Here is a 22,352-nt window from a genome sequence, read left to right on the forward strand (position 1 = left end):
AGGGTCTAGGGCGCGTGATGCTGGGTCTGCAGGTAGTCGGCGATGTCGCCTAGATCCTCGGCGTCACCGATGCCCCAGAATCTCATCTTGGTGCCTGGCACCTTCTGCTCGGGATCACGCAGAAAGGCCGCCAGGGCCTCGCGATCCCAGGCGAAACCGGCCTGGCGCATGGCTTCGGAGTAGTTGTAGCCGGCCAGACTGCCGGCCTGGCGGCCGAAGAGGTCGTTGAGCTGGGGGCCGAAGCCGGACTGGGCGCCGGGCCCCACCGAATGGCAGTTGTGGCAGCGCCGCAGGAAGAGATTGCGGCCGTTGTCGGCATCGGCCCAGGCCAATTCACCACTGAGCAATGCCAGCACGGCCAGCCCAGCCAGGCCCTTCATCGCTGGCACTTCCGGCAATAGACGCTGGCGCGCTGGCCCAGGCGGATCTCTTGCAGGCCCGTCCCGCAGACCTTGCAGAATTCGCCCTTGCGGCCGTAAACGAACAGCTCCTGCTTGAAATAGCCCGGCGCGCCGTCGCCGCCGATGAAGTCGCGCAGGGTGGTGCCGCCACTCTCGATGGAGCGCGCCAACACCTTCTTGATCTCGACGGCCAGGCGCTCGTAGCGCGCCCGGGAAACGCTGCCAGCGGCCCGGCGGGGATCGATGCCGGCAGCGAACAGTGCCTCGGCGGCGTAGATGTTGCCCACCCCCACCACCACGGCGTTGTCCATGATGAAGGGCTTGACCGCCATGCTGCGTCCACGCGACAGCTCGAACAGCCGACCGCCGTCGAAGGCCTCGGTCAGGGGCTCAGGGCCCAGCTTGCTGAGCAGCACATGGGCGTGGGGATCCTGGGTCCAGAGCAACGCACCGAAGCGCCGGGGATCGGTGTAGCGCAGCGACAGCCCGGATTCCAGCTCGATGTCGACGTGCTCGTGCTTGGCCGGCGGCTGGTCGGCCGGCACCAGGCGCAGGCTGCCGGACATGCCCAGGTGACCGATCAGGGTGCCGCTCTCGGCGCGGATCAGCAGGTACTTGGCCCGTCGCTCGACGGCCTCGATGCGCTGCCCGGACAGACGCACGTCCAGGTCCTCGGGTACCGGCCAGCGCAGCCGGCCATCGCGGACGATGACCCGGCGCACGCGCTGACCGACGACATGGGGCGCGATGCCCCGGCGAGTGGTTTCGACTTCAGGTAGTTCGGGCATGAGGATCCAGGAGGCTTATTCCAGAGATTTGGCTTAAAAGGCGCCGAGCGAAGGTCAGGCAAGGCGAAAAACAGCGAGGAAGCGGAGTTTACAAAGGGTAAATGAGCATTCCGAGCTGGTTTTCAACGCCGCATGGCCGAGCGCAGGCCCTTTTAACCAAATCTAGTAATTGATCCGACCGCTGCCCATCTCAAGGATGGTCTCCTTGAGCGACTCGAAGTCGTACTCGGACAGGCCGACGTGATCCAGCACCCGCGGGGCGATGGCCTGCCACTCGTGATCCTCGTCCTGGCCGCCCAGGGCGCGATAGCAGCCACAGATGTGCTCGGCCATCTTCAGCAGGGCCAACAGATTCTTGATCTGGATATCGGTGGTCGAGTCCTCGTCGAAGACCGACTGGGCGTTGTGGTGATTGGCGATGGCCTGGCCGACGTGCTCCGGCAGGCGCCAGGAGCGGGAGATGAAATAGCCCACCACGGCGTGGTTGGTGTTGAATATCCGGTTCTCCACGTCCACCACCCGCACCTGCTCGTTGACGCTGGCATAGGCCTCTTCCAGCACCGCCATGTAGTTGGGGAAGCGCTTGAGCATCAGCGGGATGCCACAGTTGTGGAACAGGCCCAGGGCATAGGCCTCGTCCGGGGTCGGGTAGCCGGTCTTCTTGGCCAGGCTCAGGCAGGTCTCGGCCACGTCTTGGGCGGTGTCCCAGAAGCGGTTGAGGATGACGATGGTCTCGTCGGTGAGCTCGCCCTTGATCGACTGGGCGTTGATCAGGTTGATGACCGACTGGCTGCCCAGCAGATTGACCGCGCGCTGGATCGAGGTGATGCGATTGCTGAGGCCGAAATACGGCGAGTTTACCAGCTTGAGCAGGGCGCCCGACAGCCCCGGGTCCTGGCCGATCAAGCGGGAGATGACCTTGAGATCGGGGCTGGGCATGAGTTGTTCGAGCTGCAGATCCACCATGATCTGCGGCTGCGGAGGAATGCTGATGCCTTGCAGAGCCTGACGGATCTGCTCCTCGGTCAGCTGAGGGGACGCTTGGGACATGGGGACTACTCTGCGATGGATGTCGCAAATTTACTCCGCGCCGTGCGCCGATGCCATCGGGCGCGACGAAGGAACTTCAGAGGGGTAAAGCGAGACGGATTTAGGAGCGCTGGCAAAAGGCTAGCCCGACCGAATTCCAACCGAGGTATCCGCAACCATGGCTACATCCCTGAACGGCAAGAAAATCGCCATCCTGGTCACCGACGGCTTCGAACAGGCCGAGCTCACCGGCCCCAAGCAGGCCCTGGAACAGGCCGGCGCCCAGACCCACATCATCTCCGCCGAGAGCGGTGAGGTGCGCGGCTGGGACGGCACCGAGCCGGCCGACAGCTTTCCGGTTGACCTCACCTTCGCCGCAGCCAATGCCGGTGACTACGACGCCGTGCTGCTGCCCGGTGGTGTGGTCAATGCCGACACCATCCGCATCGACGCGCAGGCCCAGCAGCTGACCAAACAGATCGCCGATGCCGGCAAGCCGGTGGCCGTCATCTGCCATGGCGCCTGGCTGCTGATCTCCGCGGGCCTGGTGCAGGGCAAGACCCTGACCAGTTGGCCCTCGCTGACCGACGACCTCAAGAACGCTGGCGCCACCTGGCAGAACCAGGAGGTCATCGTCGACGGTCAACTGGTGAGCAGCCGCAAGCCGGACGACATTCCAGCCTTCAATCGCGAGTTCATCAAGCTGCTGGCAGGCTGACCCTCGGAGAATGGCACTTTGATCTCATAAGACTGAACTTATGGCAAAGTGCCAGGGTCTTATCGAGTGCCCCCAAAGCACTTTTAGCCCGCCCTGCCCGGCGGGCTTTCTTTTGCCTGGCGTTTGGCCTCAAGCCTGGAAGTCACCTTGCAGATCCACCAGATGGCGGTCGATAGCGGCCAGGCGCTGACCCTGATCGCCCATGCCCAGCCATTCCAGCTTGAGGTGGGCCTCGAACGGCAGCAGGTAGGCCAACTGGTAGCCCAGGGCCTGGCGGTCGGCGACTTCACCGCCCATGTCCAGGCTGGCGACCATGGGATGCTGGGCCAGGGCCACCAGCAGCGCCATGAGATCGGCGTCGCCATCGCGCAATGGCTGGGGCTCGCTTTCGGGGAGCCACTCCACCTCTCCCACCACCAGGTGATCGGGCTGTTCTTCCTGGCTCAGCAGGCGAAAGCGCCGGCCACCTTCGATGCGGATGCCCAAGAGGCCGTTGCTCTGCTGCTGCCAATCGCGGATCAGCGCCTCGCAGCCGTAGGCGCCCAGACGATTGGGCGCCGCACCGGTCTCGCGGCCTTCGAGGATGGTCACCACGCCAAAGCTGCTGCCCCGCTTGAGGCAACGACCGAGCATGTCCAGATAACGGGCTTCGAACAGCTGCAGATCGAGGCGGCAACCGGGAAACAGGGTGGTGTTCAGGGGAAACAGGGGCAGCGTCATGCAACCTCCAGGGCTTGAGGGTCCTGCTGGATAGAACATCGAGCGCCGCCGAAGGCTCCCGCGCGGCGACGCGCGGAACCCGGCCGGATCAGAAGCGATAGACCTCGGCGCCGGTGCGAATGGGCACCACGGCTGGCAGCGTCGGCCGGGCCTGGGCCTCTTCGACGAGTTTTTTCGGCTCCTTGCGCGCCACCTCGGCCCCACGCCGGCCGCGCTGGGCGACCTTGGTGAGATCGGTGGCCAGGCGTGCGGCCAGTTGCTGCAGCAGCTCGCTCTGGGCCCGCACCTGGGCTGCGCGGTCGCCGGCATGACGCGCCTGCAGATGGACCACTTCGCTATCCAGCAGGCGGCCCTGGCCATCGCGCAGCTGCCAGCTGGCATCTAGCGCCGCAGGTGCCTGATCGCCCGCATCGAGGCGGGTCACCACCAGCTCCACGCGATACTGGGGATCGAAGCCCGCGGGTTGCTCACCCACCACCACCCGGCCGCTGTTCAGGCGACTGGCGAGTTGGCGCTGCAGCAGTTGCCGCACATTGGCATTCAGCGGTCCGGCCCAGTGATCGCCCGTGGTCTTGAGACTGCCATCGGGCTGGCGTTCCAGCAGCACGTCGCGCTGCAGATAGTCGGCCAGTTGCAGGCTTTCGATCCACACCGCAAGCCCACGCTCGCTGCTCGCCGGCGCGCGGGCGTTGCCGCCGTCGAGCTGGTAGTAGTGGCTGGGGCCGAGGCTGGCACAGCCACCCAGGCCGGCCAGCAGGCCAACGAGCGCCAACCTGGCGAGACATATCCGTTTCATCGAGGCTCTCTCTCGACGGGCACCATGGCCCGGCGAGTCCTGGTCGAAAAAATCCGGGCTATGCTAGCGGCTGACTGCAGACGGCTCAAGTTTCCACCTGCAGCGAGTCCACCCGCTGGAAGCCACGCGGCAGCTTGTTGCCGCGCCGGCCGCGCTCGGCGCGGTAGTGCTCCAGGTCGCTGCCCTTGAGGGTATAGGGTCGCTTGCCGGCCTGCAGGGTCAGGGAAGCGCCGGCCGGCACCACGGCCAGATCGACCACGTATTCCTCGCGCTTGGCGACTCGCTCGCCAGGGATGGAGATCAGCTTGTTGCCCTTGCCCTTGGCCAGTTGCGGCAGCTCGGTGATGGCGAACACCAGCAGCCGTCCCTCGTTGGTGACCACCGCGATGGAGGTGTCCTCCAGGGAAGCCACCGGCTTCGGGGCCAGCACCTTGGCGCCATTGGGCAGGCTGATCAGCGCCTTGCCGGCCTTGTTCTTGGCCTGCAGGTCCTCGCCCTTGACCACGAAGCCGTAGCCGGCATCCGACGCCAGGACATAGAGACCGCTGTCGTCCGGCAGCAACAGGCATTCGAAGCTGGCCCCCGGCGGCGGCGTCAGGCGCCCGGTCAGGGGTTCGCCCTGGCCACGCGCCGACGGTAGCGAATGGGCGGCCACCGAATAGCTGCGGCCGGTGGAATCGATGAAGACGGCGAACTGATTGGAGCGACCCAGGGCCGCCGCCTTGAAGCCATCACCGGCCTTGTAGGACAGCCCGGTCGGGTCGACGTCGTGGCCCTTGGCCTGGCGCACCCAGCCCTTCTCGGAAAGCACCACGGTCACCGGCTCGGTGGGCATGAGCTCGGTTTCGGACAGGGCCTTGGCCTCGGCACGGGCGACGATGGGCGAGCGGCGGGCGTCGCCATAGGTCTCGGCATCCTTGATCAGTTCGTCGCGGACCAGGTTGCGCAGCTTCTTGTCGCTGCCCAGCAGGGTCTGCAGGCGCTTCTGCTCCTTGAGCAGTTCGGCCTGTTCGCCGCGGATCTTCATCTCTTCCAGCCGCGCCAACTGACGCAGGCGGGTTTCGAGGATGTAGTCGGCCTGGTCCTCGGAGAGCTCGAAGCGGGCCATCAGCGCCTGCCTGGGATGCTCTTCGGTGCGGATGATGTGGATCACCTCGTCCAGGTTGAGGAAGGCGATCAGCAGGCCGTCCAGCAGGTGCAGGCGGCGCTCGACCTTGTCCAGGCGGAACTGCAGGCGACGGCGCACGGTGCCGATGCGGTAGAGCAGCCACTCCTGGAGGATCTGCCTGAGGTCCTTGACCTGGGGTTTGCCGTCCAGGCCGATGACGTTGAGGTTGACCCGGTAGCTGGATTCGAGATCGGTAGTGGCGAACAGGTGCTGCATCAGCTCGTCGGCATCGATGCGGTTGGAGCGCGGCACGATGACGATGCGGGTCGGATTCTCGTGGTCCGACTCGTCGCGCAGGTCGGCCACCATGGGCAGCTTCTTGGCCTGCATCTGGGCGGCGATCTGCTCCAGCACCTTGGAACCCGAGACCTGGTGCGGCAGTGCGGTGATGACCACGTCGCCGTCTTCGCGGCGGTAGACGGCGCGCATGCGCACCGAGCCGCGCCCGGTCTCGTAGATTTTGCGCAGGTCGGCGTGCGGGGTGATGATCTCGGCTTCGGTGGGGAAGTCCGGACCCGGCACATGCTCCAGGAGTTCGGGAATCCCGGCGATGGGATCGTCCAGCAGGCGCACGCAGGCGGCCGCCACCTCGCGCAGGTTGTGCGGCGGGATGTCGGTGGCCATGCCCACGGCGATCCCGGTGGTGCCGTTGAGCAGCAGGTTGGGCAGGCGTGCCGGCAGCACCGCCGGCTCGTTCAGGGTGCCGTCGAAGTTGGGCACCCAGTCCACGGTGCCCTGCCCCAGTTCATTGAGCAGCACCTCGGAATAGCGCGACAGCCGCGCCTCGGTGTATCTCATGGCGGCAAAGGACTTGGGGTCGTCGGGCGCGCCCCAGTTGCCCTGGCCATCCACCAGCGGATAGCGATAGGAGAACGGCTGGGCCATGAGCACCATGGCCTCGTAGCAGGCCGAGTCGCCGTGGGGGTGGTACTTACCGAGGACGTCACCCACGGTACGGGCGGATTTCTTGTGCTTGGCGTCGGCGTCCAGGCCCAGTTCGCTCATGGCGTAGATGATGCGGCGCTGGACCGGCTTGAGACCGTCGCCGATGTGCGGCAGGGCGCGGTCCATGATGACGTACATGGAGTAGTCCAGATACGCCTTCTCGGTGAAGTCGGCCAGCGAACGGCGTTCGACGCCATCCAGGCTCAGGTCGAGGGGTGCACTCATGGGAGTCCTTTGGTGTTACGTCTTTGATCGGGGGGCCCGGTCCATCGCGGTCATGGACCGCTCCTACAGGCGCTCGATACACCTGTAGGAGCAGCCCATGGCCGCGACAAGCGCAGCCAACATATTTAGAGCAGCACTTCGGCGCGATCGCCCTTGGATTCCAGCCAGCTCTTGCGATCGGCGGATCTTTTCTTGGCCAGCAGCATGTCCATCATCTCGAGGGTGGCGGGCACGTCGTCGAGGGTCAGCTGCACCAGGCGCCGGGTGTTGGGATCCATGGTGGTCTCGCGCAATTGCAGCGGATTCATCTCGCCCAGGCCCTTGAAGCGGGTCACCTGAGGCTTGCCGCGTTTCTTCTCCGCCGCCAGGCGATCCAGAATGCCATCCCGCTCGGCGGGATCGAGCGCATAGTGAACCTCCTTGCCGAGGTCGATGCGGTACAGCGGCGGCATGGCCACATAGACGTGGCCGGCGTCCACCAGCGGGCGGAAGTGCTGCACGAACAGGGCGCACAGCAGGGTGGCGATGTGCAGGCCGTCGGAGTCGGCGTCGGCGAGGATGCAGATCTTGCCGTATCTCAGGCCGCTCAGGTCGGCGCTGCCCGGGTCGATGCCGATGGCCACGGCGATGTCGTGCACCTCCTGGCTGCCCAGCACCTCGCTGCCGTCCACCTCCCAGGTGTTCAGGATCTTGCCGCGCAGCGGCATGATGGCCTGGAATTCCTTGCTGCGCGCCTGCTTGGCGCTGCCACCGGCGGAGTCACCCTCCACCAGGAACAGCTCGGATCTCATAGGATCCTGGCCGGCGCAATCGGCCAGCTTGCCGGGCAGCGCCGGACCCTGGGTGATCTTCTTGCGCTCGACCTTCTTGCCCGCCTTGAGGCGGCGGCCGGCGTTGTTGATGGCCAGTTCGGCGATCTGCTGACCCAGCTCCGGATGGGCATTGAGCCAGAGGCTGAAGGCGTCCTTGACCACCCCGGCGACAAAGGCGGCCGCCTCGCGGGAGGACAGCCGCTCCTTGGTCTGGCCGGAGAATTGCGGCTCCTGCATTTTCATCGAGAGGACGAAGGCGATGCGCTCCCAGACGTCTTCCGGGGCCAGCTTGAGGCCACGCGGCAAGAGGTTGCGGAACTCGCAGAATTCGCGGATGGCATCCAGCAAACCTTGGCGCAGGCCGTTTACATGGGTGCCGCCTTGGGCGGTGGGAATCAGGTTGACGTAGCTTTCCTGCACCGACTCGCCGCCCTCGGGCAGCCAGAACAGCGCCCAGTCCACCGCTTCCCGGGCCGAGGCCAGGCTGCCGTGGAAGGGGGCCTCGGGCAGCCGCAGGGCATCGCCCACGGTGTCGATCAGATAGGATCTCAGGCCGTCTTCGTAATGCCACTCGCTGCGCTCGCCGCTCGCTTCGTCGAGGAAGCTCACCGCCAGGCCTGGGCAAAGCACCGCCTTGGCCTTGAGCACGTGCTTCAGACGGCTGACGGAAAACTTGGGCGAATCGAAGTACTTGGGATCTGGCCAGAAGTGCACGCTGGTGCCGGTATTGCGCTTGCCGACGCTGCCGACCACGGCCAGCTCACTGGCCTTGAAGCCGTCGGCGAAGGCCATGCCGTATTCGTTGCCGTCGCGCTTGACGCGCACCTCGACGCGGGTCGACAGGGCATTCACCACCGAGATGCCCACCCCGTGCAGGCCACCGGAGAACTGGTAGTTCTTGTTGGAGAACTTGCCGCCGGCGTGCAGCTTGGTCAGGATCAGCTCGACGCCGGAGACGCCCTCTTCCGGATGGATGTCCACCGGCATGCCGCGCCCGTCGTCGAGCACCTCGAGGGAGTTGTCGGCATGCAGGATCACCTGCACCTGGCGCGCATGACCGGCCAGGGCCTCGTCCACGCTGTTGTCGATGACTTCCTGGGCCAGGTGGTTGGGCCGGGAGGTGTCGGTGTACATGCCAGGGCGCTTGCGCACCGGATCGAGTCCGGAGAGGACTTCGATGGCGTCGGCGTTATAGGCGTTCTGCGTGGCCATGGGGTCTCTATTCGAAGGTGTTGAAATCCAGCTCGCGCCAGAGCGCCGGATCGAAGCCGGCCAGCTCCAGCAGCAGCGGCAGCTGGCGATGGAAGCCCTGGAAGCCATGGTCGCCGCCCTGCTCGATACGCAGGGTGCAGGCGCCGTAGTAGCGTTCGGCGTCGCGGTAGTCGAGGGTCTCGTCGCCGGTCTGCAGCCAGACGTGGAAGCGCTCGGGATCCGCCGGCGCCGCGACTTCCAGCGCACGCATGGCCTCGACGTGGGCCTCGGTGAGGATCCAGGTCTCGCCGGTATGGTGATTGCGCTGAAGCCCCAGGTAATGCTCCATGAAGCGCCAGGGCCGGACCGCGGGGTTGATCAGCACGGCCTTGAGCCCGTGGCGCTCGGCCAGGACGGTGGCATAGTAGCCGCCCAGGGAGCTGCCGACCAGCAAGGGGGCGTCCAGCTCGGCCAGTTCGTGCTCCAGGAGCGCGAAGGCGGCATCGGCATCGTTGGGCAGCGCCGGGGCGCGCAGGCGGTCCGCCAGGCCGAGTCGGGTCATGCAGGCGGTCAGCTGCCGCGCCTTCAAAGACGCGGGTGAGCTGTTGAAACCATGGATATAGAGGATAGACGGCATCGGGCCGCTCCTACTGGATAAAAAAACAGGTAAAGAGTAACCCGTTTCGACCCGCGCGACCAAGGCAGCCGACCGGCGTCGGCGTCAGTAGCCGGCCGCGCTGTGATCCACAGTGAAGGCATGCTGTTGCAGACGCGAGACACCGGTTTCCAGGGTGCCATCGGGCAACAGGCGCAACCAGCGATAGCCCGGGGCCTGGTCGCCCGCCTTGAAATCCTCGCTGCCCGGCTCGAATTGCAGACCGGTGGACGGCGAGGCCAGCAGGCGCACGCCGTTGCGCAGCTGATCGAATTCCTGGTGGATGTGACCCCAGAGCACGACCTTGACCTGAGGATGGCGATCCAGCACGGCGAACAGCTCGTCCGGCCGGTGCAGCCCCAGGGGTTCCATCCAGCCACAGCCCACCGGGACCGGGTGATGGTGCAGGCAGATCAGCGCGGGGCGTTCGGGCGCGGCGCTCAGGGCCTCGTCCAGGGCCAGCAGCTGCGCCTGCTCCAGCTCACCGAACACGCAGCCGCGCACGGTGCTGTCGAGCAGGATGAGACGCCAGGCGCCCAGGTCGGTGACGGATTCCAAAAAATCGCGATCGCCACAGGCCTTGGCCATGGGCGCGTTCTCGTCATGGTTGCCGGCCAGCCAGCGCATGGGCGCGTCCAGCGGCCTGGTCAGCGCGCAAAAGCGCTGATAGGACGCCACGGAACCATCCTGGGAGAGGTCACCGCTGGCCAGCAGCAGATCGATGCGTGGCTGCTCCCGTACCACCTGGGCGACCACCTGTTGCAGGCTGGCCGCCGTATCGATGCCCAACAGCCGGCCATTGGCACGAGCAAACAGATGGCTGTCGGTCAGTTGGACGACGAGGGGAGCGTTGACACTATCCGGCAAACTCACCAAAGCCTCCTAGGCATAAGGGGACAACGAGCGCAGGCAGGGTGCAGAAAAGTTCCCGGGAACTTGCGTGCATGCATCACATTTTCGCAGCTTGGCGAGCGAGAGGGAAGCCGCGGCTGTCAGCGTTGCGCCCTGGTACTCATCGCTGCAGGATGGGTTCAGCCTCGTGGCCACAGGCCAGGCAGTGACTCAGCCACTCGCCGAGAAACAGATTGAGCTGGTTCTTTTCGTCAGGCTGATGCATCGCCTGGTTGGGATAGGGATAGCGTCCGAGCAGGTGCCGGGAGGCCCCGGCCGACACCACTTCCGCCATCCGCGCATCGTGATAGACCCGCACTTCCAGCTCGGGAACCGGCAGCCAGGGCAGCCCCAGTTCCTGGCGGACCCGCAGCACCGTCGTATAGGGACAGGCCTCGGTGACCTCCAGCGCCAGCACCCCCAAGGGGCGCTCGCCTTGCGACAACATGACGCGGCGCGATACCACGGCTTCGCGCATCTTGGGCAGAAGCCGCATCAGCCGCACGTAGTTGGCCTCGCACGTGGCCTGCAGGCCCGGCAGGTCAACTCGATAGCGATCTCGCAGTTTCAGCCCCATAACCCCCGTACCTCGGCGCGATTGAGCGCCAACCATTGCAGGGCGATGATTGCCGCTGCGTTATTGATTCGACCGTCGCGCACCCCTGCCAGTGCCTCGTCCAGCGACCAGACATGGACGCGAATGTCCTCGCCCTCCTCCTCCAGACCATGGACGCCACCGGCGTCCGCGGAGCTGCAGCGGCCCAGGTAGAGATAGACCTGTTCGTCACTGCCGCCGGGCGAGGGGAAGTAGGTGGAGATGGGCCAGAGCGATTGCAAGGTCAGCCCGGCTTCTTCCTCGGCTTCCCGATGAGCGACCGCCTCGACGGCCTCGCCCTGCTTGTCCACCAAGCCCGCCACCGGCTCAAGCAGCCAGGGATGAGCGGTCTTTTCCATGACGCCGACGCGAAACTGCTCGATCAGCACCACCTCGTCGCGCACCGCATCGTAGGGCAGCACGCAGACGGCATCGGGACGCACGAAGACCTCGCGCTCCAGTTCCGGGCCCAAATCACCGGAGAACTGGCGATGGCGCAGCCGGAAACGGGCCATGCGGTAGAAGCCCTGAAAGCAGATCTCGCGGCTCAGGATTTCAATGGCGGGCGCCTGGGATTCATTGGCTTCGGTCATGGGCGCTCCAGCGCTGATTGCAGGTAATCAGATCATCGTAGCGTGCCGCCTGCGTGCGTGCAGCCCCCGGCGCGCCAAGTCGCGAAAAGGACAACAAGCCGGGAAACCTGCGCCCACCCCTGGCAAACTTATGGGGCCAGACGGGTTCGAAAGCCGTCGTTCTCTGTTTCCAGGACAAGGAATCCCATGCGTATCCGCCCGCTCCTCCTGCTCGCCGGCCTGCTGCTCGGTGGTTGCCAAAGCGTCTTCGGCCCCAACCTCGACAAACCCCTCACGCCTCGCCACCAGGCCTGGGAGCACCGCCCCGCCGGCTGCCAGGGCGAAGACTGCCCACTGATCAACATCGACTACGTGGAGTTCGGCGAACCGGCGCTGGACGCCCTGGTGCAACGCCACCTGCTGGGCCTGGCCCGTGCCGAGCCGGGCGCGCCCATCCCCGCCTCGCTGGCCAGCTACGAGCGGGATTTCCTCGCCAAGGCCCAGCCGCGCTGGAGCAGCTATCTGCAGGCCAAGGTGCGCGAACAGCATGACGGTCTGGTGATCATCGAATTCTCCAGCTACCTGGCCAACGGCGGCGCCCATGGCCTGGCCGGCCGCGACTTCGTCACCTGGGATCGCCATCTCGATCGGCAGATCACCCTGGGCGACATGTTGGTGCCGGGGCAGGAAGCCGAGTTCTGGCGCCTGGCGCAGCTGTCGCGGGAGGCCTGGATGCTCAGCAACGGTGTCGGCGATGCCGAATTCCGTCAGCAGTGGCCCTTCCTCAAGACCAACAACGTGGCCCTGGACTTCGGCGCCCTGACGCTCAAGTACGACATCGGCAGCATCGCCCCCTATGCCATGGGCCATCCGGAGCTGAAGATCCCCTATCCCAAGCTCAACGGCATCCTCAAGGGCGAGTATTTCCCAGGGCGCGGGAAGAGTCGCCAGCCGTAGTCCGCTGTGTTGGGCTTCGACGGTGGAGCCGTCTCAGCCCAACCTACGGTGTCACCTCGGACCGCAACCGACGTAGGTTGGGTTGAGCGCAGCGAAGCCAACAGGCCCTATTTAGCAGCGCACCGTTGGGCTTCGACGATGGAGCCGTCTCAGCCCACCCTACGCCTGCTAGGCCAGCACACTGTTCCCGTAGGTTGGCGCTGAGCGCAGCGAAGCCCAACAGGCCGGCCCCTAAACTCGCTTCAACCCCAGCAGCGCCTGTGCGGTACCGGCCACCACGATGGCCGGCAGGGTCGCGCCCCAGGCTGGCAGCAGGGTCGGCAGCAGGTGGTAGACAGCCACGCCCAGGGCCCAGGCGATCAGGGATTCCAGGCGCAACGCCCGTACCCGCTGCGGAGCCTTGCGGCGGCGCAGCAGGAAGTGATCCACCAGCACCACGCCGAACAGCGGCGCGAACACCGAGCCGATCAGCAGCAGGAAGTGCTCGTACTGGGCCAGGGGCACCAGCAGCGCCAGCAGGGTGCAGAGGATGCCGATGGCCAGGGTCAGCTGCCAGATTTTCACCTGGGCCAGGAAACCCGTGGCCACCGCCGCCGAATGATAGGCGGCGAAGGCGTTTTCCGATTCGTCCAGCAGGATCAGCAGCAGTGGCAGGCCCAGGCCGGCCACGGCCAGGGCGCGTAGCAGAGCGTCGGCTTCACCGCCGCTGGCGAAGGCCAGGGTGTAGGCGAAGCCCAGGCCCATCAGCCAGAGGTTGCCGCAGAAATAGCCCAGCATGACGCCTCGCCCGGCGCTACGCCCGGTGCGGGCGAAGCGGGTGTAGTCGGCGATCACCGGTAGCCACGACAGCGGCATGGCCACCACCAGGTCGAAGCCCAGGGCCTGGGTCAGGGAGCCATCGCCCGGACGCTGCCAGAGCGCGGCCAGGTCGGCGCGCAGGAACAGGTCCAGGGTCAACCAGCCGCAGGCGCCCAACAGCAGCCAGATACCCCAGCGGCTGAGGAAACGGCGCACGAAGGTCAGGGGACCGGCCACCGCCAGGGCCGTGGCCAGGGCGCCGAAGACCAGGGTCCAGAGCACCGGCGAGGCCCAGCTCTGCAGGCCCCAGCTGCCCAGCAGCACACTGGCCGCCTCGCGCATCACCACCAGTTCGAAGGCACCCCAGCCGATCAGCTGGGTGATGTTGAGCACCGCCGGCAGCAGCGCGCCGCGCTGGCCGAGGCTCTGGCCCAGGGCGGTCATGCCGGCCAGGCCGGTATCGCTGCCCACCAGGCCGGCGGCCGCCAGCAGCAGCACCCCGACCCCGGTGCCGAGCACCAGCACCAGCAGGCCATCGGCCAGGCCGAGGCCGGGTGCCAGCAACGCGCCGGCCTGGGCCACCATGAGACCGATGCCGAGGGAGAACCAGAGAGTGAAGAGGTCGCGCCCGCCAAGGATGCGGCGGTCCGCCGGAACGGGGACGGTGGGGGTATAGAGGCCGGGGGCCTGGGCCATGATGGGTCTCGTGAACAAGGGGTTGAGGGCGCCCAACGTCGTTGGGTGACGCCGGGTATTGTTGGGCTTCGCTACGCTCAGCGCCAACCTACGGTGGTTTGTCTGGAACCGTAGGTTGGGTTGAGCGGCTCCATCGCCGAAGCCCAACGGTCCGGGCTCGATTTCGGCACCGTTGGGCTTCGCTGCGCTCAGCGCCAACCTACGGTGGTTTGTCTGGAACCGTAGGTTGGGCTGAGACGGTTCCATCGTCGAAGCCCAACGGTGCGGGGTCGATCTGGACAACGTTGGGCTTCGCTGCGCTCAGCGCCAACCTACGGGTGTCAGACCTGCTTGTAGATCACCCCTCCTTCGTCCTTGAAGCGCGCGGCCTGTTCCTGGAAGCCGGCCTCGATGGCCTTCTGCTCGTCGGTCAGGCCGTTCTCCTTGGCGTAGTCGCGGACCTCCTGGGTGATCTTCATGGAGCAGAACTTGGGTCCGCACATGGAGCAGAAGTGCGCCACCTTGGCCGAGTCCTTGGGCAGGGTCTCGTCATGGAAGGCGCGCGCCGTGTCCGGGTCCAGGCCCAGGTTGAACTGGTCTTCCCAGCGGAATTCGAAACGCGCCTTGCTTAGTGCGTTGTCGCGGATCTGAGCGCCGGGATGCCCCTTGGCCAGGTCGGCGGCATGGGCGGCGATCTTGTAGGTGATGATGCCGGTCTTGACGTCGTCCTTGTTGGGCAGGCCAAGGTGCTCCTTGGGCGTCACGTAGCAGAGCATGGCGCAGCCGAACCAGCCGATCATGGCGGCGCCGATGCCGCTGGTGATGTGGTCGTAGCCGGGGGCGATGTCGGTGGTCAGCGGGCCGAGGGTATAGAACGGCGCCTCGTCGCAGCACTCCAGCTGCTTGTCCATGTTCTCCTTGATCAGCTGCATGGGCACGTGGCCCGGGCCTTCGATCATGGTCTGGACGTCGTGCTTCCAGGCGATCTTGGTCAGCTCGCCGAGGGTTTCCAGTTCGCCGAACTGGGCGGCGTCGTTGGCGTCGGCGATGGAGCCCGGGCGCAGGCCGTCACCCAGGGAGAAGCTCACGTCGTAGGCCTGCATGATCTCGCAGATGTCTTCGAAGTGGGTGTAGAGGAAGTTTTCCTTGTGATGGGCCAGGCACCACTTGGCCATGATGGAGCCGCCGCGGGAGACGATGCCGGTGACGCGCTTGGCGGTCAGGGGCACGTAGTGCAGGCGCACCCCGGCATGGATGGTGAAGTAGTCCACGCCCTGCTCCGCTTGCTCGATGAGGGTGTCGCGGAACAGCTCCCAGGTCAGTTCTTCGGCGACGCCATCGACCTTTTCCAGGGCCTGGTAGATGGGCACGGTGCCGATGGGGACCGGCGAGTTGCGGATGATCCACTCGCGGGTCTCGTGGATGTGCTTGCCGGTGGACAGGTCCATCACGGTGTCGGCGCCCCAGCGGATGCCCCAGGTCAGCTTTTCCACCTCTTCCTCGATGGAAGAGCCCAGTGCGCTGTTGCCGATGTTGCCGTTGATCTTCACCAGGAAGTTGCGGCCGATGATCATCGGCTCCAGCTCCAGGTGGTTGATGTTGGCCGGGATGATGGCGCGGCCGCGGGCCACCTCGTCGCGGACGAACTCAGGCGTGATCTCCTGGGGAATGCTGGCGCCGAAGCTCTGGCCGCGGTGCTGGTTGCCGAGCAGGCCGGCGGCGCGGGCCTCCTGCAGCTTCATGTTCTCGCGGATGGCGATGTATTCCATCTCCGGGGTGACGATGCCCTGGCGGGCATAGTGCATCTGGGAGACATTGCGCCCGGCCTTGGCCCGGCGCGGCTGGCGCGCCAGGTCGAATCTCAGGGCGGCGAGGCTCGGATCGGCGAGCCGCGCCTGACCGAATTCGGACGAGAGCCCGGCCAGCAGTTCGGTGTCGCCACGCTCTTCGATCCAGCGCGAACGCACGTCCGGCAGGCCCTTGCGCAGGTCGATGCGGGCGGTCGGGTCGGTGTAGGGACCGGAGGTGTCGTAGACGAACACCGGAGCGTTCTTTTCACCGCCAAAGGCGGTGGGGGTATCGGCGAGGGAGATTTCCCGCACCGGCACGCGAATGTCGGGACGCGAGCCAGTCAGATAGACCTTGCGCGAATTGGGCAACGGCTGGGTGGACTGGCGGTCGACGCGGGTAAAGTCGGTGACGTTGTTCTGCTTGTTCATCGAGGCTCTCCTGGTGGGCGCGTTGCCGAGGGAAGAACCTGGACGAAGGGGTGGGCACGCAGGAAGACGCAAGCCCGGACGGATGGCGACCACGGAGACGAATGCGGACGCCCTCTTGTTCCCTACGCAGGTTGACGCACCGCCATGCGGCGCGCCTAGCCTGATCAGGTTCAACGGGATCCGGGACTACCCGATCTCAGCGCCTCGTAGCGCACCCCGACAAGAACGCGGTCAGTGTAAACCCAGACCGGCAGAAACTTCGACCGCTATTTCCTCTCCTATGGCGGATTCGGACGAAGTCACTACACTGGCCCGGTCCCTCAAGGAAGGCTCCCAGAATGCGAAGATTCCTGCTGCTCGCGGCACTCTGCACCACGGCCGGTCTGGCCCAGGCCCAGGTGGCCGGCAGTGGCCTGCTCGACGTCTACCGCGAGGCGCTGGACAACAACGCCGACCTGGCCGCCGAGCGCGCCGGTCTCGGCGCCCAGCGCGAAGCGGTGCCCCAGGCGCGGGCCGGTCTGTTGCCGCAACTCGGCCTTGGCGCCCAGTTCAACGACACCCACACCAGCCTGGAGCTGAAGGACAATCCCGCGCTGGGCGTCCAGGGTGGCCGCTACAGCAGCGATCGCAGCAGCCAGCTGATCCAGGCCACCCTCAGCCAGCCACTGTTCCGCGCCGACCGCTGGTTCCAGCTCAAGGCGGCCCAGGCCGCCACCGAGCAGGCCGAGCTGCAGTTTTCCGCCGCCCAGCAGCAACTCATCCTGCAGACCGCCGAGGGCTATTTCAGCGCCCTGCGCGCCCAGGACGCCCTGGCCACCGCCCGAGCCGAGGAAAAGGCGCTGTACCGCCAGCTGGACCAGTCCCGCGAGCGCTACAAGGTCGGCCTGACCGACGACACCGACGTGCTCCAGGCCCAGGCCAGCTTCGACAATGCCCAGGCCAACCGCTCGCAGAGCGAGCAGCAGGTGGCGGACGCCTTCCAGGCTCTGACCCGTCTGACCGATCGTGACTACGGCAGCATCGCCGGCATTCGCCACGACCTGCCGATCCTGCCGCCGCAGCCCAACGATGCTCGCCAGTGGGTGGACACCGCCATGCGCCAGAATCTGCAGCTGCTGGCCGCCGGCCAGGGCGTGAACGCGGCGCAGGAAACCCTGCGCCAGCGTCGCGCCGGGCACCTGCCGACGGTGGATGCGGTGGCGCGCTATAGCCACAGCGACAACGATGCGGTGAATCTGCCCAACGCCGAGCAGCTGGCGCTGTTCGGCAGCCCGGTCAACAGCCGCAGCATCGGTATCCAGGTGGAGCTACCGCTGTACAGCGGCGGCGCCACCAGCTCCCAGGCGCGTCAGGCCTACCAGCAGCTGGACCGGAGCGAACAGCAGCAGGAAAGCCTGCGCCGCCAGGTGGTGCAGAACACCCGCAATGCCCATCGGGCGATCAACACCGACATCGAGCAGGTGCGGGCCCGACGGCTGTCCATCGCCTCCAGCCAGCGCGCCCTGCGCGCCACCGAGATCGCCTACCAGGTGGGCAGCCGCACCATCGTCGACGTGCTCGACGCCCAGCGGCTGCTGTACAACGCCGTGCGCCAGTACAACGATGCCCGCTACAACTACATCCTGGATACCCTGAGACTCAAGCAGGCGGCCGGCACCCTGGCGCCCAACGACCTGCTGGCGCTGTCGGGCTATCTCGACCCCCACTACGACCCGGATCGCGACTTCCTGCCGCCGGACCTGGCCAAGACCCGCGCCGACGTCCTGCCGGCGCGCTCGGCTCAGGGCGTGAGCAATTTATCCAGTCCGGAGAGCAGGCGCTCCAGCGCGCCCTGATTGGCGGCCAACACCGCCAGACCCGCCTGCCGGCGCCGCTCGGCTTCCGCCGGTTCGGCCCAGAGTCGGGCCACGGCGGCGGCGATGGCCGAGGCTTCCGCTACTGTTTCCAGGGCGCCGGCGTCGCGCAACTGGGCAACGATGTCGAGGAAGTTGAATACGTGCGGACCGCTGAGCACCGGCACCCCCAGGGCCGCCGGCTCCAGCGGATTGTGGCCGCCACGCTCGATCAGGCTGCCACCGACGAAGGCCACGTCGGCCAGGGCGTAGAGAAACAGCAACTCGCCCATGGTGTCGCCCAGCAGGACCTGGGTCTGCGGCTGCACCGCCTCCCCCGTCGAGCGCTGGATCACGCTGAAGCCTTCGCGGCGCACCTCGGCCAGCACCTCGGGAAAGCGTTCGGGATGACGCGGCACCAGGATCAGCAGGGCATCGGGGCGGGTGGCCAGCAGTTGGCGCTGGGCCTGGAGCAGGATTTGATCTTCGCCGGCGTGGGTACTGGCGGCGATCCACACCGGGCGACGGCCCCAGCCCTGGCGCAGCGCAGCCGCGCGGGCCGGCAGCTCAGGATCGATGCGCAGGTCGAACTTGATGGAACCGGTCACCATGACCCGCTCGGCACGGGCACCGAGGGCGCGAAAGCGCTCGGCTTCCACCGGTGTCTGCACCGCCAGCCAGGCCAGTTCCGCCAGCATCGGTCCGGTCACCCCGCCCAGTTTCCCGTAGCCACGGGCGGAACGCGCGGACAGCCGGCCATTGGCCAGAGCGATGGGAATGTCGCGGCGCGCCGCCTGGTGGATGAGGTTGGGCCAGAGCTCGGTTTCCATCACCACCCCCAGGCTAGGCCGCAGGCGATCGAGGAAGCGCCCGGCCAGCCCCGGCAGGTCGTAGGGCAGATAGCAGTGGTGGACGTCGCTGCCGAACAGGGCGCGAATGCGCTCCGAGCCGGTGGGCGTCATGCAGGTCACGGTGATCGGCAGATCGGGATGGCGCTGGCGCAGGGTGCGGATCACCGGTGCGGCGGCGATGCTCTCCCCCACCGACACCGCATGCACCCAGATGCCGCCGGGCGGCACCTTTGGCAAGCCCAACGCCAGGCGCTCGCCAATGCGTTGCCGATAGGCGGGCGCCTTGCGGCCGCGCCAGAGCAGGCGCAGCAGGATGAAGGGCAAGGCCAGGGTGAAGATCAGGCTATAGAGGGTACGGTTCATGGCGGCAGAGCTTAATGAAGCCCGGTCGCCAGTGCGAGCCTGTTCACTCTAGTGCGAATGCCGCGGCACCCCGCCTTCGCGGGCGATCACCTTGAGATGCAGGGTGGCCGGTTCCAGGCAGCCGCCGGTGGAAAGTTGGCCCACCAGTTGCCGATAGAGCTCCTGCCAGGGGGTCTGGGCCGGCGGCAGATTGGGCGTCCACTCAGCGCGACGGCGCTCCAGTTCGGCATCATCCAGCAGCACATCGACGCTGCGGGCATTGAGGTCCACGCGCAACCGGTCGTTGGTCTTGAGCAGCGCCAGGCCACCGCCCACCGCCGCTTCCGGCGACATGTTGAGGATCGACGGACTGGCCGAGGTACCGCTTTGACGACCGTCGCCCAGGCACGGCAGGGAGTCGATGCCCTTCTTGATCAGCGCTGCCGGCGGGGCCATGTTGACCACCTCGGCGCTGCCCGGATAACCCACCGGCCCGGCGCCGCGGATCACCAGGATGCAGCGCTCGTCGATGTCCAGGGCCGGGTCATCGATGCGCGCGTGGTAGTCCTCCGGCCCCTCGAAGACGATGGCCCGCGCCTCGAAGCTGTTTTCCTTGCCGGGTTCGGCCAGGTAGGTCTGGCGAAAGGCCTCGCCCACCACCGACATCTTCATGATGGCACTGTCGAAGAAATTGCCGCTGAGCACGATGAAGCCGGCGCGGTGCTTGAGCGGCGCTTCGTAGGGCTGGATCACCGCGGGATCCAAGCTGGCCGCACCTTCGGCGATGGCACCGATGGTGCGCCCGGATACCGTCAGGCAGTCGCCGTGCAGGCGCCCCGCCTTGAGCAGTTCGTGGAGCACCGCCGGCACCCCGCCGGCGCGGTGGAAGCCCTCGCCCAGGTACTTGCCGGCCGGCATGCAGTTGGCCAGCAGCGGGATGTCCTCGCCCAGGCGCTGCCAGTCGTCCAGCGACAGCTCGATGCCCATGTGCCGGGCGATGGCGATCAGGTGCGGCGGGCAGTTGCTGGAAGCGCCCAGGGCCGAGGCCACCACGATGGCGTTCTCGAAGGCCTCGCGGGTCATGATCTGCGAGGGGCGGACGTCGTCCAGCACCAGCTGGCAGATGCGCTTGCCGGTGGCATAGGCCATCTGCCCGCGCTCGCGATAGGGCGCGGGGATGCTGGCGCAACCGGGCAGCGACATGCCCAGGGTCTCGGCCAGGGCATTCATCGACAGGGCCGTGCCCATGGTGTTGCAGTGGCCCACCGAAGGCGAGGCGGCGGTGGTCAGGGCCATGAAGCCCTCGTAGTCGATCTCGCCGGTCGCCAGCAGGTTGCGCGCGTGCCAGAGCACGGTGCCGGAGCCGATCAGCTCACCCTTGAAATGCCCGTCCAGCATGGGCCCACCGGACAGCACGATGGCCGGCAGGTCGGTGGTGGCCGCGGCCATCAGGCAGGCCGGCGTGGTCTTGTCGCAACCGGTGGTGAGCACCACGCCGTCCAAGGGAAAGCCGTGGAGGATCTCCACCAGGCCGAGGTAGGCCAGGTTGCGATCCAGGGCCGCGGTGGGGCGGCGACTCTGCTCGGCGATGGGATGCACCGGGAATTCCATGGGGATGCCGCCCGCATCGCGGATACCGGCCTTGACCCGCTGGGCCAGCTCCAGGTGATGACGATTGCAGGGGGTGAGGTCGCTACCGGTCTGGGCGATGCCGATGATGGGGCGACCGGACTGGAGTTCGTCGCGGGTCAGGCCGTAGTTCATGTAGCGCTCGACATAGAGCGCGGTCATGTCGGCGTGGGCAGGATCATCGAACCATTGCTGGCTGCGCAGCGGGCGTTTGGCGGAAGTCATGATGGTCTCTAGTTGTTATTAGGAAAGAGCGGTTAGCGACCCAGCAGGCCGCGGGCGGCCAGGTTGTGCATCAGAGCACCGAGGCCGAAGCGCCAGGCCGGGGCCTGGTCGCTGGTGGTCACCCTATTGTGCAGGGTTCCCAGCAGCGGGCTGGCGATGCTCACCACGTCCCCTACCTTGTGGGTGAAGCCACCGCCCGGGGCGTCGCGATCCTGGGTCGGGGCGAATAGGGTGCCGAGAAACAGCACGAAACCGTCGGGATACTGGTGGTTGGCATTGAGGGTCTGGGCGGCGAGGTCGGTGGGATCACGACTGATCTGCGCCATGGAGCTGCTGCCATTGAGGTGAAAGCCGTCTTCGCCCTGGACTTCCAGGGTCACCACACACTGGCGGACCTGGTCGAGATCGAAGGTCTCGTCGAACAGGCGGATGAAGGGCCCCAGGGCGCAGGAGGCGTTGTTGTCCTTGGCCTTGCTCAGCAGCAGGGCGCTGCGGCCCTCGATGTCGCGCAGGTTGACGTCATTGCCTAGGGTGGCGCCATGCAGGCGGCCGCGGCTGTCCGCCACCAGCACCACCTCGGGTTCGGGATTGTTCCATTGGGACACGGGGTGGATGCCGATGGCGCTGCCGCTGCCGACCGCGGCCAGCACCGGCGCCTTGGTGAAGATCTCGGCGTCCGGCCCGATACCCACCTCCAGGTATTGCGACCACATGCCCTTCTCGATCAGCAGCGCTTTGAGCGCCTGGGCGCGCGGACTGCCCGGTTCCAGGCCCTGCAGATCCGCGCCGATCACCGCCTGCACCTGCTCGCGGATGGCCACGGCGCGCCCGGCATCGCCACCGGCTTGCTCCTCGATCACCCGCTCCAGCATGCTGGCGGCAAAGGTCACTCCGGCGGCCTTGATCACCTGCAGGTCGGCCGGCGGCAGCAGGTGCAGACGTGCGGGATCGGCCTGCTCGCCACTGTTAGCCAGCAGCTCCTCAAGGCTGCCGAGGTAGCGCCCAGGAGTATCGCGCAGGGCCTGCAGCGGCGCCTCTTCCTCGAACAGGGCGCTCAGCGTAGCGAAGCGTGCCGAGATATCGAAGACGCCGTCTTCGCGCAGTACCACGGGCGAGGGACCGGCCAGCGGACCGGGCACCCAGGCACGGCCCACCAGGGTGCCGGCCAGGCCATCGGCGGGAAGGGTATTGGCAGGCGAAAGACGAAGGGGCATGGGCAGGACTCCAGGGCTGATGGGTCCAAGCTAGGCAGCCAGACTGATAAACTCAAATGGGCTTATTTCATCATTCGATAACCTGCACTTATCGCCTGGGAGGT

Annotated in this window: 19 protein-coding genes and 1 riboswitch; of the genes, 3 read left to right on the plus strand and 16 right to left on the minus strand. The window is 66.6% G+C overall.

What is annotated here, in order from left to right; genetic code table 11:
- Nucleotides 1-5: 5 nt before the first annotated feature.
- The 3 genes from AX284_RS02545 to AX284_RS02555 form a co-directional block, all read right to left on the minus strand.
- On the minus strand, nucleotides 6-380 hold the full coding sequence (locus AX284_RS02545; RefSeq protein WP_017640745.1) for a c-type cytochrome: 375 nt from the start codon (nucleotides 378-380) through the stop codon (nucleotides 6-8).
- The gene (gene mutM / locus AX284_RS02550) at nucleotides 377-1,189 is read right to left on the minus strand and encodes a bifunctional DNA-formamidopyrimidine glycosylase/DNA-(apurinic or apyrimidinic site) lyase (protein ID WP_068383403.1); all 813 of its coding nucleotides are present in this window, start codon (nucleotides 1,187-1,189) and stop codon (nucleotides 377-379) included. Before mutM ends, AX284_RS02545 begins: the two co-directional genes overlap by 4 nt.
- Nucleotides 1,190-1,351: 162 nt before the next feature.
- Complete coding sequence (locus AX284_RS02555; protein WP_173149192.1) at nucleotides 1,352-2,176, minus strand: HDOD domain-containing protein; 825 nt, start codon at nucleotides 2,174-2,176, stop codon at nucleotides 1,352-1,354.
- 220 nt (nucleotides 2,177-2,396) lie between these two features.
- Between AX284_RS02555 and AX284_RS02560 the strand changes: the two genes are divergently transcribed.
- Nucleotides 2,397-2,936, plus strand: a complete 540-nt coding sequence (locus tag AX284_RS02560) for a type 1 glutamine amidotransferase domain-containing protein (protein ID WP_064307887.1) — start codon at nucleotides 2,397-2,399, stop codon at nucleotides 2,934-2,936.
- 129 nt (nucleotides 2,937-3,065) lie between these two features.
- Here the strand turns inward: AX284_RS02560 and AX284_RS02565 are convergent, their stop codons facing one another.
- The 8 genes from AX284_RS02565 to AX284_RS02600 form a co-directional block, all read right to left on the minus strand.
- Complete coding sequence (locus AX284_RS02565) at nucleotides 3,066-3,656, minus strand: LON peptidase substrate-binding domain-containing protein (protein ID WP_064308565.1); 591 nt, start codon at nucleotides 3,654-3,656, stop codon at nucleotides 3,066-3,068.
- Between the two features lie 88 nt (nucleotides 3,657-3,744).
- Nucleotides 3,745-4,428 (minus strand): PqiC family protein, encoded by a 684-nt coding sequence (locus AX284_RS02570; RefSeq protein ID WP_236712132.1) that lies wholly within the window; start codon nucleotides 4,426-4,428, stop codon nucleotides 3,745-3,747.
- A 109-nt stretch (nucleotides 4,429-4,537) separates the two neighbouring features.
- Complete coding sequence (gene parC, locus AX284_RS02575) at nucleotides 4,538-6,790, minus strand: DNA topoisomerase IV subunit A (RefSeq protein WP_068383405.1); 2,253 nt, start codon at nucleotides 6,788-6,790, stop codon at nucleotides 4,538-4,540.
- A 125-nt stretch (nucleotides 6,791-6,915) separates the two neighbouring features.
- On the minus strand, nucleotides 6,916-8,814 hold the full coding sequence (gene parE / locus AX284_RS02580) for a DNA topoisomerase IV subunit B (protein ID WP_068383407.1): 1,899 nt from the start codon (nucleotides 8,812-8,814) through the stop codon (nucleotides 6,916-6,918).
- Between the two features lie 7 nt (nucleotides 8,815-8,821).
- Entirely contained in the window at nucleotides 8,822-9,430 is a 609-nt protein-coding gene (locus tag AX284_RS02585; RefSeq protein ID WP_068383409.1) for a YqiA/YcfP family alpha/beta fold hydrolase, read from the minus strand.
- A gap of 84 nt (nucleotides 9,431-9,514) precedes the next feature.
- Nucleotides 9,515-10,321, minus strand: coding sequence for a 3',5'-cyclic-AMP phosphodiesterase (gene cpdA, locus AX284_RS02590; protein WP_068383411.1), 807 nt, complete (start codon nucleotides 10,319-10,321; stop codon nucleotides 9,515-9,517).
- A gap of 139 nt (nucleotides 10,322-10,460) precedes the next feature.
- Nucleotides 10,461-10,916, minus strand: a complete 456-nt coding sequence (locus AX284_RS02595) for a DUF1249 domain-containing protein (RefSeq protein WP_017640755.1) — start codon at nucleotides 10,914-10,916, stop codon at nucleotides 10,461-10,463.
- Nucleotides 10,907-11,527 carry an NUDIX domain-containing protein gene (locus AX284_RS02600; protein WP_068383416.1) on the minus strand — a complete coding sequence of 207 codons (621 nt, stop codon included), beginning with the start codon at nucleotides 11,525-11,527 and terminating at the stop codon, nucleotides 10,907-10,909. Before AX284_RS02600 ends, AX284_RS02595 begins: the two co-directional genes overlap by 10 nt.
- Nucleotides 11,528-11,713: 186 nt before the next feature.
- Here AX284_RS02600 and AX284_RS02605 point away from each other — a divergent pair, with 186 nt between their 5' ends.
- A complete protein-coding gene (locus AX284_RS02605) occupies nucleotides 11,714-12,463 on the plus strand; it encodes an RsiV family protein (RefSeq protein ID WP_068383418.1) in 750 nt (249 codons plus the stop codon).
- Nucleotides 12,464-12,694: 231 nt separating this feature from the next.
- Here the strand turns inward: AX284_RS02605 and cytX are convergent, their stop codons facing one another.
- Complete coding sequence (gene cytX, locus AX284_RS02610) at nucleotides 12,695-13,957, minus strand: putative hydroxymethylpyrimidine transporter CytX (protein ID WP_068383420.1); 1,263 nt, start codon at nucleotides 13,955-13,957, stop codon at nucleotides 12,695-12,697.
- Between the two features lie 320 nt (nucleotides 13,958-14,277).
- The gene (thiC, locus tag AX284_RS02615; protein WP_017640759.1) at nucleotides 14,278-16,155 is read right to left on the minus strand and encodes a phosphomethylpyrimidine synthase ThiC; all 1,878 of its coding nucleotides are present in this window, start codon (nucleotides 16,153-16,155) and stop codon (nucleotides 14,278-14,280) included.
- Between the two features lie 102 nt (nucleotides 16,156-16,257).
- Nucleotides 16,258-16,384: riboswitch (TPP riboswitch) on the minus strand.
- Between the two features lie 109 nt (nucleotides 16,385-16,493).
- Here thiC and AX284_RS02620 point away from each other — a divergent pair.
- Nucleotides 16,494-17,990: a TolC family outer membrane protein gene (locus AX284_RS02620; protein ID WP_068383422.1), complete on the plus strand. Its 1,497-nt coding sequence runs from the start codon at nucleotides 16,494-16,496 to the stop codon at nucleotides 17,988-17,990.
- Here the strand turns inward: AX284_RS02620 and waaA are convergent.
- The 3 genes from waaA to AX284_RS02635 are packed head-to-tail and all read right to left on the minus strand — an operon-like array spanning nucleotide 17,936 to nucleotide 22,248.
- A complete protein-coding gene (gene waaA, locus AX284_RS02625) occupies nucleotides 17,936-19,201 on the minus strand; it encodes a lipid IV(A) 3-deoxy-D-manno-octulosonic acid transferase (RefSeq protein WP_068383427.1) in 1,266 nt (421 codons plus the stop codon). The two genes, AX284_RS02620 and waaA, sit on opposite strands and share 55 nt — an antisense overlap.
- Nucleotides 19,202-19,249: 48 nt before the next feature.
- Complete coding sequence (locus tag AX284_RS02630) at nucleotides 19,250-21,034, minus strand: IlvD/Edd family dehydratase (RefSeq protein WP_068383429.1); 1,785 nt, start codon at nucleotides 21,032-21,034, stop codon at nucleotides 19,250-19,252.
- A 32-nt stretch (nucleotides 21,035-21,066) separates the two neighbouring features.
- Nucleotides 21,067-22,248 (minus strand): fumarylacetoacetate hydrolase family protein, encoded by a 1,182-nt coding sequence (locus AX284_RS02635; protein ID WP_068383430.1) that lies wholly within the window; start codon nucleotides 22,246-22,248, stop codon nucleotides 21,067-21,069.
- Between the last annotated feature and the right edge of the window lie 104 nt (nucleotides 22,249-22,352).

This window comes from Pseudomonas sp. HUK17 (assembly GCF_001566765.1).

Coding starts and splice junctions, on each gene's coding strand:
- AX284_RS02545 (WP_017640745.1), bottom strand. CDS start 380: ATGAAGGGCCTGGCTGGGCTGGCCGTGCTGGCATTGCTCAGTGGTGAA.
- mutM (WP_068383403.1), bottom strand. CDS start 1,189: ATGCCCGAACTACCTGAAGTCGAAACCACTCGCCGGGGCATCGCGCCC.
- AX284_RS02560 (WP_064307887.1), top strand. CDS start 2,397: ATGGCTACATCCCTGAACGGCAAGAAAATCGCCATCCTGGTCACCGAC.
- AX284_RS02565 (WP_064308565.1), bottom strand. CDS start 3,656: ATGACGCTGCCCCTGTTTCCCCTGAACACCACCCTGTTTCCCGGTTGC.
- parC (WP_068383405.1), bottom strand. CDS start 6,790: ATGAGTGCACCCCTCGACCTGAGCCTGGATGGCGTCGAACGCCGTTCG.
- parE (WP_068383407.1), bottom strand. CDS start 8,814: ATGGCCACGCAGAACGCCTATAACGCCGACGCCATCGAAGTCCTCTCC.
- AX284_RS02585 (WP_068383409.1), bottom strand. CDS start 9,430: ATGCCGTCTATCCTCTATATCCATGGTTTCAACAGCTCACCCGCGTCT.
- AX284_RS02595 (WP_017640755.1), bottom strand. CDS start 10,916: ATGGGGCTGAAACTGCGAGATCGCTATCGAGTTGACCTGCCGGGCCTG.
- AX284_RS02600 (WP_068383416.1), bottom strand. CDS start 11,527: ATGACCGAAGCCAATGAATCCCAGGCGCCCGCCATTGAAATCCTGAGC.
- AX284_RS02605 (WP_068383418.1), top strand. CDS start 11,714: ATGCGTATCCGCCCGCTCCTCCTGCTCGCCGGCCTGCTGCTCGGTGGT.
- cytX (WP_068383420.1), bottom strand. CDS start 13,957: ATGGCCCAGGCCCCCGGCCTCTATACCCCCACCGTCCCCGTTCCGGCG.
- thiC (WP_017640759.1), bottom strand. CDS start 16,155: ATGAACAAGCAGAACAACGTCACCGACTTTACCCGCGTCGACCGCCAG.
- AX284_RS02620 (WP_068383422.1), top strand. CDS start 16,494: ATGCGAAGATTCCTGCTGCTCGCGGCACTCTGCACCACGGCCGGTCTG.
- waaA (WP_068383427.1), bottom strand. CDS start 19,201: ATGAACCGTACCCTCTATAGCCTGATCTTCACCCTGGCCTTGCCCTTC.
- AX284_RS02630 (WP_068383429.1), bottom strand. CDS start 21,034: ATGACTTCCGCCAAACGCCCGCTGCGCAGCCAGCAATGGTTCGATGAT.
- AX284_RS02635 (WP_068383430.1), bottom strand. CDS start 22,248: ATGCCCCTTCGTCTTTCGCCTGCCAATACCCTTCCCGCCGATGGCCTG.